This window comes from Streptomyces sp. NPDC006610, from assembly GCF_040611575.1.
Taxonomy (GTDB): Bacteria; Actinomycetota; Actinomycetes; order Streptomycetales; family Streptomycetaceae; genus Streptomyces.
Window position 1 is genome coordinate 97,116 of record NZ_JBEXOP010000007.1, and the last position, 16,873, is coordinate 113,988.

General features: G+C 74.5%; 14 protein-coding genes and 1 pseudogene. 5 read left to right on the forward strand and 10 right to left on the reverse strand.

Translation table 11 applies throughout. The features are described 5' to 3' along the window. Positions 1–160: 160 nt before the first annotated feature. The 3 genes from ABZY13_RS08090 to ABZY13_RS08100 are packed head-to-tail and all read left to right on the forward strand — an operon-like array spanning position 161 to position 3,728. Positions 161–1,366, forward strand: a complete 1,206-nt coding sequence (locus ABZY13_RS08090) for a lycopene cyclase family protein (RefSeq protein WP_356628048.1) — start codon at positions 161–163, stop codon at positions 1,364–1,366. Positions 1,367–1,383: 17 nt separating this feature from the next. Next, the gene (locus ABZY13_RS08095) at positions 1,384–2,169 is read left to right on the forward strand and encodes a methyltransferase domain-containing protein (protein ID WP_356628049.1); all 786 of its coding nucleotides are present in this window, start codon (positions 1,384–1,386) and stop codon (positions 2,167–2,169) included. Further along, positions 2,166–3,728 carry an NAD(P)/FAD-dependent oxidoreductase gene (locus ABZY13_RS08100; protein WP_356628050.1) on the forward strand — a complete coding sequence of 521 codons (1,563 nt, stop codon included), beginning with the start codon at positions 2,166–2,168 and terminating at the stop codon, positions 3,726–3,728. The genes ABZY13_RS08095 and ABZY13_RS08100 overlap by 4 nt, the downstream gene beginning before the upstream one ends. A 100-nt stretch (positions 3,729–3,828) precedes the next feature. Here ABZY13_RS08100 and ABZY13_RS08105 read toward each other — a convergent pair whose 3' ends face one another. The 7 genes and pseudogenes from ABZY13_RS08105 to ABZY13_RS08135 form a co-directional block, all read right to left on the reverse strand. Further along, positions 3,829–5,205 (reverse strand): deoxyribodipyrimidine photo-lyase, encoded by a 1,377-nt coding sequence (locus ABZY13_RS08105; RefSeq protein WP_356628051.1) that lies wholly within the window; start codon positions 5,203–5,205, stop codon positions 3,829–3,831. 3 nt (positions 5,206–5,208) lie between these two features. Further along, a complete protein-coding gene (locus ABZY13_RS08110) occupies positions 5,209–6,855 on the reverse strand; it encodes an SDR family oxidoreductase (protein ID WP_356628052.1) in 1,647 nt (548 codons plus the stop codon). 219 nt (positions 6,856–7,074) lie between these two features. Next, positions 7,075–8,253 carry a spore photoproduct lyase family protein gene (locus tag ABZY13_RS08115; RefSeq protein ID WP_356628053.1) on the reverse strand — a complete coding sequence of 393 codons (1,179 nt, stop codon included), beginning with the start codon at positions 8,251–8,253 and terminating at the stop codon, positions 7,075–7,077. Between the two features lie 442 nt (positions 8,254–8,695). After that, complete coding sequence (locus tag ABZY13_RS08120; RefSeq protein WP_356628054.1) at positions 8,696–8,920, reverse strand: hypothetical protein; 225 nt, start codon at positions 8,918–8,920, stop codon at positions 8,696–8,698. A gap of 50 nt (positions 8,921–8,970) precedes the next feature. Further along, complete coding sequence (locus tag ABZY13_RS08125) at positions 8,971–9,243, reverse strand: hypothetical protein (protein ID WP_356628055.1); 273 nt, start codon at positions 9,241–9,243, stop codon at positions 8,971–8,973. A 215-nt stretch (positions 9,244–9,458) separates the two neighbouring features. Continuing rightward, positions 9,459–9,659 (reverse strand): annotated as a pseudogene (locus ABZY13_RS08130) (dehydrogenase); the annotation flags it as partial. A 595-nt stretch (positions 9,660–10,254) separates the two neighbouring features. Further along, complete coding sequence (locus ABZY13_RS08135) at positions 10,255–11,616, reverse strand: hypothetical protein (RefSeq protein WP_356628056.1); 1,362 nt, start codon at positions 11,614–11,616, stop codon at positions 10,255–10,257. A 277-nt stretch (positions 11,617–11,893) separates the two neighbouring features. On the opposite strand from ABZY13_RS08135, the gene ABZY13_RS08140 reads away from it, so the two are divergent. Both ABZY13_RS08140 and ABZY13_RS08145 read left to right on the forward strand, forming a co-directional pair. After that, positions 11,894–12,364 (forward strand): ATP-binding protein, encoded by a 471-nt coding sequence (locus ABZY13_RS08140; RefSeq protein ID WP_356628138.1) that lies wholly within the window; start codon positions 11,894–11,896, stop codon positions 12,362–12,364. Positions 12,365–12,684: 320 nt separating this feature from the next. Continuing rightward, positions 12,685–13,218, forward strand: coding sequence for an EF-hand domain-containing protein (locus ABZY13_RS08145; RefSeq protein ID WP_356628140.1), 534 nt, complete (start codon positions 12,685–12,687; stop codon positions 13,216–13,218). A gap of 154 nt (positions 13,219–13,372) precedes the next feature. Here ABZY13_RS08145 and ABZY13_RS08150 read toward each other — a convergent pair whose 3' ends face one another. From ABZY13_RS08150 to ABZY13_RS08160, 3 genes are all read right to left on the reverse strand, one after another. After that, positions 13,373–14,278, reverse strand: coding sequence for a class I SAM-dependent methyltransferase (locus ABZY13_RS08150; protein WP_356628057.1), 906 nt, complete (start codon positions 14,276–14,278; stop codon positions 13,373–13,375). A gap of 82 nt (positions 14,279–14,360) precedes the next feature. Further along, positions 14,361–15,467 (reverse strand): NAD(P)-dependent alcohol dehydrogenase, encoded by a 1,107-nt coding sequence (locus tag ABZY13_RS08155; RefSeq protein ID WP_356628142.1) that lies wholly within the window; start codon positions 15,465–15,467, stop codon positions 14,361–14,363. Between the two features lie 2 nt (positions 15,468–15,469). Next, positions 15,470–16,873 carry an aldehyde dehydrogenase family protein gene (locus ABZY13_RS08160; protein ID WP_356628058.1) on the reverse strand — a complete coding sequence of 468 codons (1,404 nt, stop codon included), beginning with the start codon at positions 16,871–16,873 and terminating at the stop codon, positions 15,470–15,472.

The following is a 16,873-nucleotide window of genomic DNA, read 5'->3' on the forward strand; positions in this document are numbered from 1 at the left end:
CCGCCCGGAACACTGGACGTCGGGCCGCCGTGCGCAGGGCTCGCGCGCCGTCGACCCGCCGGTGATCCGGGCACGCGTTCCCGGTCGGGGACGACGTATGCGGGCGGGAACGCGCGGGAAGCCGGATGCGGCCGGGGAGTTCGGGAAGGGAGCAGCGGTCGTGGAACTGCAGGCCGACGTCGCCGTGGTGGGCGCGGGCGCGGCGGGGCTGTCGCTCGCGCTGCGGCTGGCCCGGCCGCCCGCCGGCGCGGCCCGGCTGGACACGGTGCTGCTGACCGCCCCGCCGGGCCCGGCGGCCGCCCCGCCGCGCACCTGGTGCTTCTGGGAAGCGGGCGAGGGCCCTTACGACGAGGCGCTGACCGCGTCCTGGCAGCGGCTGAGGGTACGCGGCGCCGACGGCACGGCCGTGAGCGCGGCCATCGCGCCGCTGCGCTACAAGATGCTGCGGTCGGACGCCTTCGAGGCGCTGGCCGGCCACGCGATCGCGTCGGGCGGGCGGGTGCGGCGGGTCGAGGCGGCGGTCGACCGGGTGGAGCAGACGGCGGACGGCGCCCTGGTGCACGCGCGCGGCGCGAACGGCCGTCGCGTCGTCGTCCGGGCCCGCTGGGTGTTCGACTCGCGCCCGCTGCCCCGCCTCCCGCCCGCCCGCACGACCCTCCTCCAGCACTTCCGCGGCTGGTTCGTCCGCACGGCCCGGCCCGCCTTCGACCCGTCGGCCGTGGAGCTGATGGACTTCCGCACGCCCCAGCCCGCGCACGGTCTCTCCTTCGGCTACGTGCTGCCGGTCGGCCCCGCCGAGGCGCTCGTGGAGTACACCGAGTTCTCCCGCCGCGTCCTGTCCCGCGAGGCGTACGACCGCGCGCTGCGGGACTACACGGGACGCGTGCTCGGCCTCGGCGGGCCCGGCGACTACGAGGTCACGGAGTGCGAACAGGGGGTGATCCCGATGACGGACGCCGTCTTCGCCCGGCGGACCGCGCCGGCCGTGTTCCGCATCGGCGCCTGCGCCGGCGCCACCCGCCCGTCGACCGGCTACACCTTCAGCGCCGTGCAGCGGCAGACGGACGCCGTGGCCGCCGCGCTGCACGCCGGACGGCGCCCGCTGCCGCCGCTCCCCCACCCGGCCCGCGCCCGCCTCATGGACGCGGTCCTGCTGCACGCCCTGGACAGCGGCCGGGTGGACGGCCCGGCGTTCTTCACCCGCCTGTTCGCCCGGGTGCCCGCCCCGCGGCTGCTGCGGTTCCTGGACGGCCGCACCAGCCTGCCGGAGGACCTCGCGATCGGCGCGCACGTCCCCGTCGCCGCGATGCTCGCCTCCGCCCTCGCCCTGCCCCTCATCCCGCGCCGGGACCCTCCCGCCGCCTGACACCGGAGCCCGACCGTATGCCCCTTCTGCGCGACGCCGACCTGGCCGGCGCCTTCGACCACGCCGCCCGCAGCTACGACGCGCTCGTGGCGGCCAACCCCGGGTACCACGCCCATCTGCGCCGGTCCGCCCGCCGGCTCGGCCTGCCGCCGGACGGCGCCGGGCTGCGGGTCCTGGACCTCGGCTGCGGCACGGGCGCGTCCACGGCCGCCCTGGCCGCCGTGCTGCCCGGCGCGGACATCACGGCGGTCGACGCCTCCTCGGGAATGCTGCGGCGTGCGGCGGCACGGCCCTGGGCGCGGCCGGTGCGGTTCGTGCACGCCCCGGTCGAGCGGCTGGCCGAGGCGGGGGTGAGCGGCCCGTTCGACGCGGTGTTCGCCGCCTACCTGCTGCGCAACGCCGCCGATCCGGACGCCGTGCTGGCCACGGCCCTGGAACTGCTCGCGCCGCACGGCCGCCTCGCGGTGCACGAGTACGCGCTGAGCGGGCGGCCGGTGCACCGCGCCGTGTGGAGCGCGGTCTGCGGCGGGCTCGTGCTGCCCGTCGCCGCCCTGCTGGGGGACGGGCCGCTCTACCGGCACCTGTGGCGCAGCGTCCTCGCCTTCGACACGGCGGGCGACCTCGGCCGGAGGGTGGAACGGGCCGGTTTCGAGCGGGTCCGGGTGCTGCCGCTGCCCGGCTGGCAGACCGGCGTCACGCACACCGTGGTGGCGCGCCGCCCGGCGAAGGAGCGGTGCCCGGCGGACGCGGGAGGCGTCGGGGCGGGGACCGGGGCTCCGGGGAGTGAGGGGAGCGCGCGATGACCGGCTGTGCGCCGCGTACACCGCCCCGTCCCGGCCGGGACCGGCGGGCCCGGCTGCTGCCCGCCCCTCCTGGCGCGCCCCGCGCCGACCCCGCGTCCGCACCGCGCGTCACGGTGGTCGGGGGCGGCATCGCCGGGCTGACGGCCGCCACCGCACTGGCCGAGCGCGGAGTGCGGGTCACCCTGTACGAGCGCCGGGAGCAGCTCGGCGGCAGGCTGGCCGGATGGAGCACTCGGCTGTCCGACGGCAGCACGGTGACGATGAGCCGGGGCTTCCACGCCTTCTTCCGTCAGTACTACAACCTGCGCGCGCTGCTGCGCCGTACGGACCCCTCCCTGTCCGGGCTGACCGCCCTGCCCGACTACCCCCTCCGGCACGCGGACGGAGGCCAGGACACGTTCCGGCGCGTGCCGCGCACTCCTCCGCTGAGCGCGCTCGGCTTCGTGGCGCTGAGCCGTTCCTTCCGGGCGCGCGACCTGGCCCGGATGAACGCCCGGGCCGCACTGCCCCTGCTCGACGTGCGGGTGCCCGGGGTGTACGACCGGCTGGACCACGTCAGCGCCCATGACTTCCTGGAGGAGATCCGCTTCCCCGCGGCGGCGCGGCACCTGGCGTTCGAGGTCTTCTCGCGCAGCTTCTTCGCCGACCCGCGGGGGCTGTCGGCCGCCGAGATGGCGCTGATGTTCCACATCTACTTCCTGGGCTCGTCCGAGGGGTTGCTGTTCGACGTGCCGGACGAACCGTTCCCGCGGGCCCTGTGGGACCCGCTCGCCGGCCACCTGGCCGGACTCGGCGCCGACCTGCGCACCGCTGCCCCGGTCGAGGCGGTCACGGCCCTGCCGGGCGGTGGCTTCGCCGTGGCCGCCGCCGACGACGAGGAGCACTGCGACGCCGTGGTGCTGGCCCTGGATCCGGGTGCGGCACGGGATCTGGTGGCCCGCTCGGTCGGGCTCGGGGACGGGGCGTGGCGGGAGCGGATGGCGCGGCTGTGCACCGCCCCGCCGTTCCTGGTCTCCCGCCTGTGGCTGGACCGGCCGGTCCGCGCCGACCGGCCCGGATTCCTCGGCACCGGCGGTTACGGATGCCTGGACAACGTCAGCGTCCTGAACCGCTGGGAGGGCGAGGCCGCCCGCTGGGCCGCGCGTACGGGCGGTTCGGTGCTGGAACTGCACGCCTACGCGCTGCCCGGCGACGCCGACCGGGAGCGGCGGCAGAAGGAAGTGCTGGCGGAACTGCACCGCGTCTACCCGGAGACGCGGCAGGCCCGGGTCGTGGACGCCCGCCACGAGTGGCACGCCGACTGCCCGTTGTTCCCGGTCGGCGGCTACGGCGACCGCCCCGGCGTGCGCACGCCCGTCCCGGGGCTGGTCGTGGCGGGCGACGTGGTGCGCACCGGCCTGCCGGTGGCCCTGATGGAACGGGCGGCCACCAGCGGCTTCCTCGCCGCCAACGAGCTGCTCGGGCGCTGGGGCCTGCGCGGCCATCCGCTGTGGACGGTGCCCGACGGGGGCCGTAGCGCCCTGCTGCGGCGGGCGGCGGGAGCGGTCGGCGGGAGGTGAACGCGTTCTGGGGCGGGCCCCCGGGGCGCAGCCGGCGTCTCGGAGCCGCCGCTCACTGGCCTGCCGGAACCGCAGCGGGCCCGGGGCGCCAAACGGCCTCTCAGAGCCGCCGCTCGCGGGCCTGCCGGAACCGGTGCAGCCCTTCGGCCAGTTCCACCACCGGCTCCGGGTAGTCGAGGGCGGCACGCAGCGGGGCGGGCAGCGTCCACGGCTCGTGGACCTCCGGGGCGCCCAGGCCCGAGAGTTCGGGTACCCAGCGGCGCACATAGGCGCCGTCCGGGTCGTACCGCTTGGCCTGGACGACGGGGTTGAGAACCCGGTTGGGCCGGGTGTCCGTGCCGGTGCCGGCCATCCACTGCCAGTTGAGCTGGTTGTTGGAGATGTCGCCGTCGACCAGCCAGTGCAGGAAGTGGGCGGCGCCGATCCGCCAGTCGACGTAGAGGGTCTTGGTGAGGAAGCTCGCCGCCGGCAGGCGGGCGCGGTTGTGCATCCAGCCCTCGTGGCGCAGCTGTCGCATCGCCGCGTCGATCAGCGGGTAGCCGGTGCGGCCCTGCCGCCATGCCTCGATGTCCTCGGCGGCGGTGCGCTCGGTGCGCCACCGGTCGTGCCGGGTGCGGTAGTCGGCATGGGCCGCCTCGGGCCTGGCGGCGAGGACCTGGCGGTGGAAGTCGCGCCAGGCGAGCTGCCGTACGAAGGCGTCGGCGCCGGGTCCGGCGCGGCGGCGGGCCCGGTGGATCAGCTCCACCGGGGACAGGGTGCCGAAGTGCAGGTGGGCGGAGAGCCGGGAGGTGGCGTCGGTGGCGAGGTCGTCGCGGGTGTCGTCGTAGGCGTCGAGTCCGCGCCGCCAGTAGGCGACGACGCGGGCGCGGCCCACGCTCTCGCCGCCGGGCGGGAGGCCGGGCGAGACGCCGGCGATCCCGGCGCGGGCGGGCGGTGGCTCGCCCCGCACCCGGTCGGGGACGGGCACCCGGCGCGGGGCCGCGAGGACGGGGCGGAGCCGGGCCCGCGCCCACTGCCGGTAGTACGGCGTGAAGACGGCGAAGTGACCGGAGGAGGCGGGTGTCACCTCGCCCGGCGGGACGGCCACGGTGACCGCGTCGTGCACGAACAGCCGGCGGCCGGCGGCCTCCAGCGCGCGACGCAGCCGCTCCTCCCGCGAGACGGCGAACCGGCTGTGCGCCGCCGACATGTGCACCTCGTCGGCGTCCGCCTCGGCCACCACCCGGCACACCTCGTCGACCACGTCGCCGGAGCGCACCACGAGCCGCCCGCCGCGATCGCGCAGACAGGAGTCGAGGTCGGTGAGGCAGTCGGCGAGGAAGGCGCTGCGGTTGGGCGGGGCGAAGCCGGCCGCCGCGACCGCCCGGTCCCGTACGAACAGCGGGACCACGGCGTCGGCGGCCTCCAGGGCGGCGCACAGCGGCGGATTATCGTGCAGGCGCAGGTCCGAGGTGAACAGGACGACCGAGACGTGCATGGTTCAGCCTCCCTCCGGCGGGTGGCGGCGGGCGGCGCGGGCCGCACCGCCTTCCGGCCCGGCGGTGGCTCCGGATGCGGTGGGGCGGCCGTCCGTGGCCGGGCCGGCGGCTCCCGCACGTCCCTCCCGCACCCGGGACGCGGCGCGGACGATGTTGCGGGCCATGCCGCCGAAGACGACTGCATGGAAGGGGGCCACGCTCCACCAGTAGAGGTGCCCGAGCAGGCCGCGGGGATGGAACACGGCCCGCTGCCGGTACCGGACGGGCCCGCCGTCCCCGCCCTCCACGCGCATCTCCAGCCAGGCCGGTCCGGGCAGCCGCATCTCGGCGCGCAGCCGCAGCAGTCGGCCGCGCTCGATCTCCTCCACCCGCCAGAAGTCCAGCGAGTCGCCCACCCGGAGCCTGCGCGCGTCCCGCCGGCCCCGGCGCAGGCCCACTCCGCCGACGAGCCGGTCCAGCCGGCCGCGTACCGCCCAGGCCAGAGGGAAGGAGTACCACCCGTTCTCCCCGCCGATGCCCTCCACCACCTCCCACAGGGCGTCGGGCGGCACGTCCGCGTCGAGTTCCCGCACGTCGGTGTAGAGGCTGCCGCCCGCCCAGTCCGGGTCGGTGGGCAGCGGGTCGCTGGGCGCGCCCGGCGCCGAGGCGGAGGACCAGCGGGTGGCGACCTGGGCGTCGCGGACGCGTTGCAGGGCCAGGGCGACGGCACGGTCGAACCCGATGAGGCGGTCGCGCAGACCGGGCACGTACCGTTCGAGGTCCCGCTCCCGGCAGACCACCTCGTGGCGCAGGGACTCGGTCAGCGGGCGGGCGATCGAGGCCGGCACCGGGGTGACCAGGCCGACCCAGTGGCTGGACAGGCCGGGCGTGAGCACGGGCACGGGCACGATGAACCGCCGGGGCAGGCCGGCCACGGCGGCGTAGCGGCGCATCATCTCCAGGTACGTGAGCACCTCCGGGCCGCCGATGTCGAAGGTCCGGTTGACGTCGGGCGGCAGGCCGGCGCAGCCGACCAGGGCTCGCAGCACGTCCCGGACGGCGATGGGCTGGGTGCGGGTGCGCACCCAGCGCGGGGTGACCATGACCGGCAGGCGCTCGGTGAGGTGGCGCAGCATCTCGAAGCTCGCGGAGCCGGAGCCGATGATGACGGCGGCGCGCAGCACGGCGGTCGGCACGCCCGAGTCGAGCAGGATGCGCCCGACCTCGGCGCGGGAGCGCAGATGCGGGGACAGGCGGGACTCGGGCACCGCGGCGGGGGTGAGACCTCCGAGGTAGACGATGCGGCGGACCCCGGCCGCGCGGGCCTGCTCGCCGAAGACGCGGGCCGCGTCGCGGTCGGTCCGCTCGAAGTCGCGGCCGGTGCCCAGCGAGTGCACGAGGTAGTAGGCGACGTCCACGCCGGTCATGGCCCGCGCCACCGAGTCCGCGTCCGTGACGTCGCCCCGGACGATCTCGACCCGGTGCGCCCAGGGGTGGTCGCGCAGCTTGGCCGGCGTACGGACCAGGCAGCGCACCCGGTGACCGGCGTCCAGCAGCTCCGGTACGAGCCGGCCTCCGATGTACCCGCTGGCGCCGGTCACCAGGCAGGTCGCGGCGCCGGCGACCGGCCGTCCGGTGTCCGCCGCCGTGGTGATGTCCTCGTCGCCCATGGTCCCGTCCCGCCTGCCGTCGTCCGCGGTGCGCGCGTCCGTGGTCTCGCGCCCGTGGCCTCTCCGTCCCTGGTCTCCACCGTGCGGACGACCGCACCGGATGCGCCCGGCACACGGTGCGGTCGGGTGAAGCGGCGGACCGCCGCCGCGGTACGTCGCACCGGGCGACGGCAGGGGGCTTCCGACCGGCGCCGGCGTTCGGCAGGCGAACCCGGCCGTTCAGAAGGCGTACCTGATCCGGAGCCACGGTGCCCGCTCCGCCACCAGCTGCCGCATCCGCGCCAGGGAGCGCTGTTTGATCTCCTGGGCGTAGCGGACGTTGAGGGCGCCGTTCTGCGACCGCTTGGTCTCCTGGACGTCCGGCTGCCACAGCACCTGCTCGGCGCGCGGGTGCCAGCCCAGGTTGACCTCGTGGAGCGCCGCGTTGTGGGTGAGCATGATGATCTCGGCCGCCGCCTGCCGCTTCACCCGGTCGGGCAGGACGTCGTCGAGGTGGGCGAGCAGGTCGGCCCAGTCCTGCTGCCACCCCGGCCGCAGGACGACGGGCGAGAGGTTGAAGTGGACCTCGTAGCCGGCGTCGAGGAAGTCGGAGGCCGCGGCGATCCGCTCGGCGACCGGGCTGGTGCGGATGTCCAGCAGGCGGGAGTCGTCGGCCGGCATGAGGGAGAAGCGCACCCGGGTGCGCCCCTGGGGGTCGAGTGCCAGCAGGTCGGGGTTGACGAACTTCGTCGCGAAGGACGCCTTGGCGGTCGGCAGACCGCGGAAGGCGGCGACGAGATCGGCCGTGTTGTCGCAGAGCAGGGCGTCGACGGAGCAGTCGCCGTTCTCGCCGATGTCGTAGACCCAGGCCTCGGGGTCGCACTGGTTGGGCTCGGCCTTGGGCCCCTGGGCCCGTACGTGCCGTCGTACGTGGGCCACAATCGCCTCGATGTTGGTGAACAGCGTGATGGGGTTGGCGTAGCCCTTGCGGCGGGGGACGTAGCAGTACACGCAGGCCATCGCACAGCCATTCGAAGGCCCGGGGGCGATCCAGTCGGCGGACCTGCCGTTGGGGCGGGTCGTCAGGGTGTGCTTGACCCCGAGCACGAGGGTCTCGGTCTTGACGCGGACCCACCGGGCGGTGTTGCCGTCGTTGCCGTGGAGGGAGGGGATGTTCCAGTGGCTGTCGACCTCGGTCACCCGCACGCCCGGCAGCCGGGCGAGGATCTGCTGCCCGCGCGGGGTGTCGAGGGCCGCCGGCTCCGCGTAGACCTCGCGCACGTCGAGCAGACGTCGGGCCTGCGGACTGTCCCGGAACGCCCCGTGCGCGGCGGCCCGGGGCGGCGCGGTGTCCGACCAGTCGAAGAGCGTCTGCTGCCCGGGCTCCGCCGAGGCGGCTGCCGCCGCCCGCCGATCCATGTGCTTCTCCTGTCCGTGACGGTACCCCCGTCCTCTTCCATGGTGCACCAGTGGGGGCGGCGCCGGGTCCCGCCGGGACGCCCGCGCGGATCACGCGTCCTGACGGCGCAACGCAGGGCGATGGATCCGGGACGGGCCGTGTGTGGCGCAGGGGCACATTCGCCGGGCGGGGTCGTCCAGGAAGACGTCGCGCCGCACGCAGCGGTCGTCGCAACCGGCCTCCTGTCCCCGGACGTACCCGTGGCTTTCCAGGAAGGCCTGATGCGGGAACGGACAGGCAGCCAGTCGTGTCCGACAGTCATCACGCGGAAGGAGGAGGCGTCGCGGGTGTCGAGCACCGATCTGATCGTACGCGTGGGCTTGCGGACGGTTCGAGGACCGTCGGCGAGCCTGGTCCGGACACGTTCCTCGGCGTGGTGAAGGGCCGACCGGGCAGTCCCGGCTAGGCCGCGCTGAACTCGTGGGCGTGGCCGCCTCGCCATTCCACCCAGCCCGGATCGTCCAGCACGCCCTCCGGGTCGTCGACGCCTGCGTTCTGCAGGAACACGACCAGGTCGTGGTCGCTGTAGGCGGTGCCGAGGATCTCGTCCCGGCCGTGACTGCGCACGCTGACCCTGCGGCCGCCCGTGCCGGCGGGCCGGTGCACGACGATCGGCGCGCTGCTCACGCCTTCCAGCCTGCCCCCGGCCGGTCCGCGGGGCGACTCGGCCGATGCGGTCAGGGGGCGTCGCCGGTCCAGTCGAACCGGGCCGGATCACCGGGACGCGGATCGTACAGAGCTCGGCCGCCGGCGCCGAAACGCCCCAGCTCGGTGGCCAGCGCGACGCCGACGCCGGTCTCGTCCGGCGTCCGATCGGTGATGTCGAGCAGGAGACCGTCCAGCGGCCCGCCGATGAGTTCGGCGTAGCGACGGCCCGGTACCGGGCCCGGCCGCTCGTGGTCGGCGCCGTAGACCCGGCCGCGCAACAGCTGCTCGTCATCACGGTCCATGCGCGCAGCCTCTCAGCCGCCACTGACAGTGCCCTCCGGAACGGGGTCTGCCCCATGTTCGTGCGCAGCACAGGCCGCCTGAAAGCGCGCGTGCACGATGAGCCGTCGCGGCTGCGGCTGCTGCACTTCGCCCGCCGGACGCCGGCCCAGCAGGCGACGGCTGCTCCGGGACGCGCGTGCGCCGTTCCCCTGGAACGGCGCACGCAGACCGTTCGTCACCAGGGCACCTCTCCCCCGTCGTCGAAGAAGCGGCCTGTCGGCCCGTGGCCCTCCACGGTGGCCAGCCGGATCGCGGCGGCTGCGCCTCGCCGCGGGGTGCGCACTCCCCGGAAGCCGTTCAGGTCGGTCGCGGTGAAGCCGGGGCAGACGGCGTTGATCAGGATGTGCGTGTCGGCCGGTTCCTTGGCGTACTGCACGCCGCATCCGCCCGGTCCTGTCTGTTCATACCGCCCGCTCCATCCGGATACCCGCCCATCCCACCCGCTCCGAGGCGACGCGGATGAACAGCGGCGAGGCGCTCGGTGGCGGGGCATCCGCGTGGGGCGGTCAGTCGACCGCGCGCAGTACCAGCCGTACGACGCTCATGATTCCTCGCCCGACCCATCCGAGCAGTCCTGTCTCCGCGGCCAGCTCGGCAGCGTCCGCGGCCGTGTCCCCCCGGTCCGACCGGGAAGGGCACCGGGTACAGGAACGAGGCCAACGGCGCTTCTGCGCACCGCACTTCCCACACATCGCCATGGCCTCATTCTCTCCTTCCCCCGGACCGCCCGTCCGCGCACATGTGCTCACGCCTCGAAGCAGCCGGAGCGGCGTCGTGACCGCGAGACGACCGGTCGTGCTACGGAGCCGCCTGCGGTCAGTCCGGCGGTGACGCCCACCAGCTGCAGTGCCTCACACGGCGGGCCCGTTCGCCGTCAGCCGGACACGCGCGAGGTACGCGGGTACCAGGACAAGCCCGAGTCGGTGTCGGTTGGTGGGCAGGCTCGGCGATGCGCCGGCATCGTGGTGGCGTCACCCGGAGTTGTAGCCCCACCGAGCCTGGCCGTCCCTGCCCATGAAGCACTTCGCCGGCCGCCCGTCGCCGGTCGTCGCGGTGGCGCCGACGGGAGAGCAGTACTGGCCGAACTGGACACCCGCCAGGCCGCCGCCGGCGCCGCCCGAACCGCCCGTGCTGCTGCCCGACCCGCTGGAGGAGCCGCCGTTGCCGGAACCCGTGCCCCTCGACGGGCCCGCACCGGTTCCGCCCGCTCCGCTGCCGCCGCCCGTGGCACCGTAGGACGGCTGAGGACGCGGCTTCGGCTCAGGTTTCGGTTTCTGGCTCGGTTTCGGGCTCGGGCTGGGTTCGGTGCAGGAGACGCCGGGACCGGTCAGCCACAGGTCGGGCCGCGTCGTGGTCGAGACCTCGCTGCCCGCTTCCGGGCGCTGCCGGCACACCTGCCAGTCGGCCAGGTTCTGCGAACCTCCCTCGTCCAGGCGCTCACCGGTGTGGGCGTGGATGGCGTCGACGAGGTCGAGCCCCCGGTCGTCGAGGGCGCGCGAGGCGTCGTCGAACCGCTCGCCGACCAACCCGGGCATCAGGATCCGGCGGGAGTCGTGCAGCCATGCCGGGCACGCCTCCCGTTCCGGCACCGCGTAGAGCGTCAGCGTGGTGAGGGACGGCCAGGTCGGCACGCCGGCGGACGGGCTCTGGAAGCACACCCGCCAGCCCGGCGCGGTGGGTTTCACCGGCCGACGGTCGGAGGAGGCGTCGGCGGCGGACACCTTGCGCCACCCGTCGAGGCGCGCCTTCGCCACCGCCGGGGCCAGGGGCGTCCCGTTGAAGTCGGGCACGTCCACGGTGCGGTACGTCCGGTCCTGCGCCACGGTCTTCTCCCCGCCCGAACCCGGGTTCAGTCCGGCGACGGCGACCACGGCCGCGGCGGCGGCCACCGAGACGGGGTGCCTGCGCACCCATGTGGACAGCCGCCTGCCGCGGCCGGGGCGCAACGGCGAGTCGGGGGGCAGGAGCCGCCCCAGCGCGCCGAGGAGCTCTCCCTTCGGGTCCAGTCTCGAGCCGTGCAGCTTGTGCGGCTTGCCGTCGACCAGGACGTCGACGGAGCCGAACATGCCGTACGCGGGGCGCAGGATCAGCAGGGGCGCGGGAACGCGGGCCGTCTTCGGCGCCGGCAGGTTCCGGACGAGAACGAGACCGCGGGTGGTGAGTGCGGCGTAGCCCCAGCCGTCGTGGTACAGGGCCCTGACCACCTCGCCGGACGCCAGCTCGCCGAGGAGCGCCTTCGCGCAGTCGTCGGGAAGGGAGATGCTCTCGCCGGCGGCGGCCCTGGCGGTGCGGTGGTCGTTCTTCAGGAGGCGCTGCGCGGCCGTTTCGGACATGCGGGGATGTTAGCGGTCCTTGATCCTCTCCCGAACACCAGTGCATGACCCGACCTGGTCCCGCATCCCTCGACCCGCCCGATCAGGCAGTTTCGCCGACGGCAGGACTGCGGCCCCTGTCGGCTCGCGCTCCCGCCCACGTCACAGACCGAGTGTTTTCAGACAACGGGCGTGTGGGGCGACCCGGAGGAAGGAGGATGGGATGGTGTGACGTTCCGGGGGTAGGCGGAGTGCGCAATGACGAGTGGCGCTTCGGAAGTGAGGCGGGTCCATGAACATGGCTGCCCTGGAGCAGGGCCTCGAGCCGGTTCCCGACCGTCCGGTCGCGGCCTGCGCCGCGTACGACGGCAGCACCGGCATCGCCGAGGCCCGGGCCCTGGCCCGCACCTTCCTCACCTCCCTGCAGGCTGAACACGGACTGCCGGTCCCCGAACAGGCGATGGGCGCCGTGCAACTGGTGGTGAGCGAGCTGGTCACCAACGCCGCCAAATACGCGCCGGGCCCGTGCCTGCTGGACCTGCAGATCATCGACGGCGCCGTCCGGATCAGCGTGTGGGACAGCAGCACCAGCCTGCCGTCCGTCCGGGAACCCGACCCCGGACGGATCGGCCAGCACGGCCTGGAAATCGTCATGGCCGTCTCCCACGCCTTCGGCATCCACCGCGAACCGGTCGGCAAACGCATCACCGCCTCCGTCGCACTCGCCGACGACCCCGACGCGCATCCCGTCGGCCACCAGACCCCGTGATGGTCCGCCAAGCCGATCGGTCCACCCCGCCCCGAGCGGATGCGGGACAGGAATCGTCACCAGCGGAGTCGTATGAGCTGACGAACGGATCGGTCGAAACAGTCTGATTGTCGCAGGCGAGGCATCCGACTTGTCACACATGCTCATCCAGCAGTCCTTCTGTCACCACAAGCGGAGATCGGGAGTCTGCGGGCCTCGATGGCGGTTCCATGGGTCATGGCCGCTGCACGCGCCGGATCGGCGTGTGTTCCCAACGGTCAGGTAGCGGCATCCATTGGACAGGCCCGGGATCCTCGGGTTGCAGAGAACAGGTGATGGACATGCGAACCGAGGCCGCCCAGCGGGTCGAACTGGTCTTCTCCCTCTTCGACGCCAACGGCAACGGAGTCATCGACTCCGCAGACTTCGACCTGATGACGGACCGTGTTCTCGAAGCGGCGGCCGCGTCGGACGACGGCGCCAAGGCCGCCATCCGGGCCGCGTTCCGCCGCTACTGGACGACGCTGGCCACTGAGCTGGACGCCGACGGCGACGGCGTGATCACCCTGGACGAGTTCCGTCCCTTCGTGCTCGACCCCGAGCGTTTCGGTCCCACGATCGCCGAGTTCGCCGAGGCCCTCGCCGCACTCGGCGATCCCGACGGCGACGGCCTGATCGAACGTCCCCTCTTCGTGTCGCTCATGACGGCGATCGGCTTCGAGGAGGCGAACATCCACGCCCTGTTCGACGCCTTCGGCCCGGACGCCGAGGACCGCATCGCCGTGGGTACGTGGGCCGCCGGCATCGAGGACTACTACGCGCCGGACCTGGCCGGGATCCCTGGCGACCGGCTCGTCGCCGCCCCGTCCGTCTGACACGGCCGGTCAGTGGCAGCACCGGCGTGGGCGGCGACCGCTGCGACGCAACCGAGCTGCCACCACCCCCGTCGGAAGGCGTCCCACCGTGCGGGGCCTGCGGCAGGCCCCGCCCTCAGCCCGCGTGCGTGAGTCGTCGTGAGCACTGCCGGTGTCATGGCCGGGGCTTGTACGCGAACACCCACCGGTTTCCTTCCAGAGCGTCGTTCGGCTCGGGAAGGGGGCCACGTCCGTGCCGGCGGGTGAACTCGAAGGGCGTGTGCATCGAGGTGGACCAGCCCTTGGCCGTCAGTGCGCCCGCGGAGTCGGGCCGTGGCCCCTTGTCGAAGAGGTGGAGCAGGTCGATGCCGGTCTGCTCTCGCGTCGCCGTGTAGATCGGGCTGTCGCGGTACGCCAGCAGGTCCTTTTCCAGCTTGGCCTCGAAGCCCAGAGCGCTGCCCTTGGCGGTCAGCCCGTCCACCGCGTCCATGAGAGACGTCTCGGCGGGGCCCGGTAGGTAGAAGAGGAGTCCCTCGGCCAGCCAGACGCTCGGCGCGGCGGGGTCGAAGCCGGCGGTGGTCAGCGCGCCGACCCAGTCCGCGCGCAGATCGACCGGTACGGTGACACGCTTCGCCTTCGGGGTGGCCGCCAGGTCCGTGAGCACCTGCTCCTTGAACTCCAGCACGCCCGCCCGGTCGATCTCGAAGACCTCGCAGCCGGACGGCCAGTCCAGCCGCAAGGCGCGCGTGTCCAGCCCCGCTCCCAGCAGGACCACCTGCCGGGGGCCCGTACGGACCGACCGGAGCAGGAAGTCGTCGAGGACCCTGGTCCGCAGGCCGAAGTAGCGGGTGAACCGCCCCCACAGCGGGTCGCCGTCCCCCTCCGGGACCTGCTGGATGCGCACCGGCCAGTGCGTGCACGCCGGGGCGGCGCGCACGAAGTGTTCCGCGTAGGCGTCCTGGGCCAGGCTGTCGTCGCGGTGGGTCTCGATCGCCCGTGCCGCGGCGACCAGGAGGGCGGTCAGGCCCACACCCCCGTCCACGCCTTCCGCTTCCGTGTGCTGCGGCGCCGTGCCGGTCATGTCTCCTCCGTTGACGGGAGTGGGGCCGCGAGCTTTCTGCTCGTCGGATGCGGTGGGTCGTCCGCAGTGCCGGGGGCCGCGCTCACCGGCTTCTCCCGGTCGGGAGCAGGACGGGTTTGACCACGCGGCCGGCGCCGCAGTCGCGCTCGGCCTCGTTGATGTCGGCCAGCGGATAGGTGCGGATGAGCTGGTCGAAGGGGAAGCGTCCGGCCTGCCAGAGCCGGATCAGCAGCGGTATCAGCAGTCCGGGGACGGCGTCCCCTTCGCAGATGTGGCGGATGCTGCGGCCCCGGTCGAGCGTGCCCGGTTCGAGCGGCAGCGCGGTGCGCAGCCGTGCCACCAGGCCGAGGCTGCCGGTGGGGCGCAGCGCCCGGAGTGCGTCGTTGATGAGCGGGGCGGAGGCCGTGGTGTCGAGCGCGTACTGCGCGCCGCCGCCGATGACCTGCCGGATCCGCTCGGCCAGTCCGGTCGTTTCGGCGGGCAGCGGGATCGCGCCGAACCGCTCGGCCAGGGCCAGCCGTCGGGGGTGCCGGTCCACGGCCACGGTCAGCGCGCCGGCGGCGGTGGCCGCCATCACCGCGGCCAGGCCCACGGCTCCCGCGCCGAGCACGACGAGGCTGTCGCCCGGGCCGGCGGCGAAGGTGTTCAGCACGGCTCCGGCGCCGGTGAGGAAGCCGCAGCCGAGCGGCCCGAGCAGTTCGACGGGCAGCGCGGGGTCGACCCGGACGGCGTTGCGGGCCGAGACGAGCGCGTACTCGGCGAAGGCGGACTGACCGAACCACCGGGGGGCCAGCGCTCCCCCGGCCGCGTCGGTGAGCCGCGGCGCGTCCTCCCGGCGTCCCCCGAAGAGGTTGAGGGAGGCGAAGGAGTCGCAGTAGGCGGGGGCGGCGGCGCGGCAGTTGCGACAGTGCCCGCAGGAGTCGAAGCTCAGCACGACGTGGTCACCGACGCCGATCGTGGTGTCCGGGCCGCCGCCCGTCCGCACCACGACCCCGGACCCTTCGTGGCCGAGCACCGCCGGCAGCGGGCTGCTGCCGGCCGATCGCCGGACCGCGAGATCGGTCCGGCACATCCCGCAGCCGGCGATCTCGACCAGGACCTCACCGGCGGCGGGCTCCGTCCGCAGGGCCACCTCCTCGAGCGTGAACGGATCCTCGTACGAGCGCAGTACCGCCGCCCGGAACCTCACCGTCACGCCTCCCGCGGGCGGTGGACGACGAACGGCCGCAGGTTGCCGTACAGCCCCCACGGTCCGCCCGCCACACCGACCCCGCTGTCCTTGGCGCCCGCGAAGGGCTGGGCGAGGGACAGCTCGGCGTGGTGGTTGATCCAGGCCGTGCCGCATTCGAGCCGGTCGGCCACCGCCTCGGCCCGGTCGAGGTCGGCGCCCCACACGGAGCCGCCCAGCCCGAAGCCGGTGCCGTTGGCGGCGTCGACGGCTTCGTCGAGGTTCCGGTACGGCAGCACCGGCAGGACCGGCCCGAACTGCTCCTCGGTCACCACCGGGCTGTCGGGCGGGACGTCGGTGAGGATCGTGGGGGCGAAGAAGTACCCCGGCCCGGCCGCCCGGTGGCCGCCGGCCGCCGCCCGGGCCCCGTCCGCCAGGGCCCGACGCGTGATCCGCTCGACCCGGGCCAGCTGGGGTGTGTTGTTGACCGGTCCCAGCCGGGTGTCCGGATCGAGGCCGGGACCGACGGCGACGGTCCTGGCCCGCTCGGCGAGGGCTTCGACGACCCGGGCGTGGAGCCGGGCCGGGGCGTAGACGCGCTTGACCGCCATGCAGACCTGCCCGCAGTTGCGGAAGGCGGCCCAGAACAGCCGGTCCGCGATCCGGTCCACCTCCACGTCGTCCAGCAGGACGGCGGCGTCGTTGCCGCCCAGTTCCAGGGTCACCCGGGCGAGCGAGGCCGCCGCCGCCTCGGCGACGGCCCGCCCGGTGGGCGCCGAGCCGGTGAAGGTGACGTGGCGGATGCCGGGGTGGGAGGCGAGGCGGGCGCCGAGCGGTTCGCGGCCGGTGACGACGGTCAGCACGTCCTCGGGCAGGACGGTGGCGAGGACGGAGCCGAGCAGCCGGGTGGCGAGCGGGGTGAAGGGGGACGGTTTGAGGACCACGGTGTTGCCCGCCGCGAGCGCGGGCACGAACTTCGCCGCCGCGAGCTGGAGGGGGAAGTTCCACGGCACGATCGCGGCGACGGGTCCGAGGGATCGCCAGCGGAGCTCGCTGTCCACGGGCCGGCCGTCGGTGATGCGCCGGGTCCTGGGGGCCAGGTCGGCGAAGTAGCGCAGGCGGGCCGCCGTACGGGCGATCTCCGCATGGGACTCGGCCAGTGGTTTGCCCTGTTCCCTGGTGAGCAGCCGGGCGAGGTCGTCGGCGGCCGCCTCCACGGCGCCTGCCGCCGCGTGCAGAGCGGTGGTGCGGGCGGCGGGATCGGCGCGCCAGCCGTGCCAGGCCCGGCGGGACCGGTCGACGACGGCGTCCAGTGCGTCCGGCTGCTGGTCGGGGACCTCGTCGAAGACCTCCCCGGTGGCCGGATCGACGACGGCGAGACGTGCGGCTCGGCGTCCGGGGACGCGGCCGGGCTCGAAGGTCGGCAT

What these genes read in the sequence shown, in the direction of transcription:
- ABZY13_RS08145 (WP_356628140.1), top strand. Translation starts at nt 12,685, where the DNA reads ATGCGAACCGAGGCCGCCCAGCGGGTCGAACTGGTCTTCTCCCTCTTC.
- ABZY13_RS08095 (WP_356628049.1), top strand. Translation starts at nt 1,384, where the DNA reads ATGCCCCTTCTGCGCGACGCCGACCTGGCCGGCGCCTTCGACCACGCC.
- ABZY13_RS08125 (WP_356628055.1), bottom strand. Translation starts at nt 9,243, where the DNA reads ATGGACCGTGATGACGAGCAGCTGTTGCGCGGCCGGGTCTACGGCGCC.
- ABZY13_RS08105 (WP_356628051.1), bottom strand. Translation starts at nt 5,205, where the DNA reads ATGCACGTCTCGGTCGTCCTGTTCACCTCGGACCTGCGCCTGCACGAT.
- ABZY13_RS08160 (WP_356628058.1), bottom strand. Translation starts at nt 16,873, where the DNA reads ATGCCGACCTTCGAGCCCGGCCGCGTCCCCGGACGCCGAGCCGCACGT.
- ABZY13_RS08110 (WP_356628052.1), bottom strand. Translation starts at nt 6,855, where the DNA reads ATGGGCGACGAGGACATCACCACGGCGGCGGACACCGGACGGCCGGTC.
- ABZY13_RS08150 (WP_356628057.1), bottom strand. Translation starts at nt 14,278, where the DNA reads ATGACCGGCACGGCGCCGCAGCACACGGAAGCGGAAGGCGTGGACGGG.
- ABZY13_RS08100 (WP_356628050.1), top strand. Translation starts at nt 2,166, where the DNA reads ATGACCGGCTGTGCGCCGCGTACACCGCCCCGTCCCGGCCGGGACCGG.
- ABZY13_RS08115 (WP_356628053.1), bottom strand. Translation starts at nt 8,253, where the DNA reads ATGGATCGGCGGGCGGCGGCAGCCGCCTCGGCGGAGCCCGGGCAGCAG.
- ABZY13_RS08135 (WP_356628056.1), bottom strand. Translation starts at nt 11,616, where the DNA reads ATGTCCGAAACGGCCGCGCAGCGCCTCCTGAAGAACGACCACCGCACC.
- ABZY13_RS08140 (WP_356628138.1), top strand. Translation starts at nt 11,894, where the DNA reads ATGGCTGCCCTGGAGCAGGGCCTCGAGCCGGTTCCCGACCGTCCGGTC.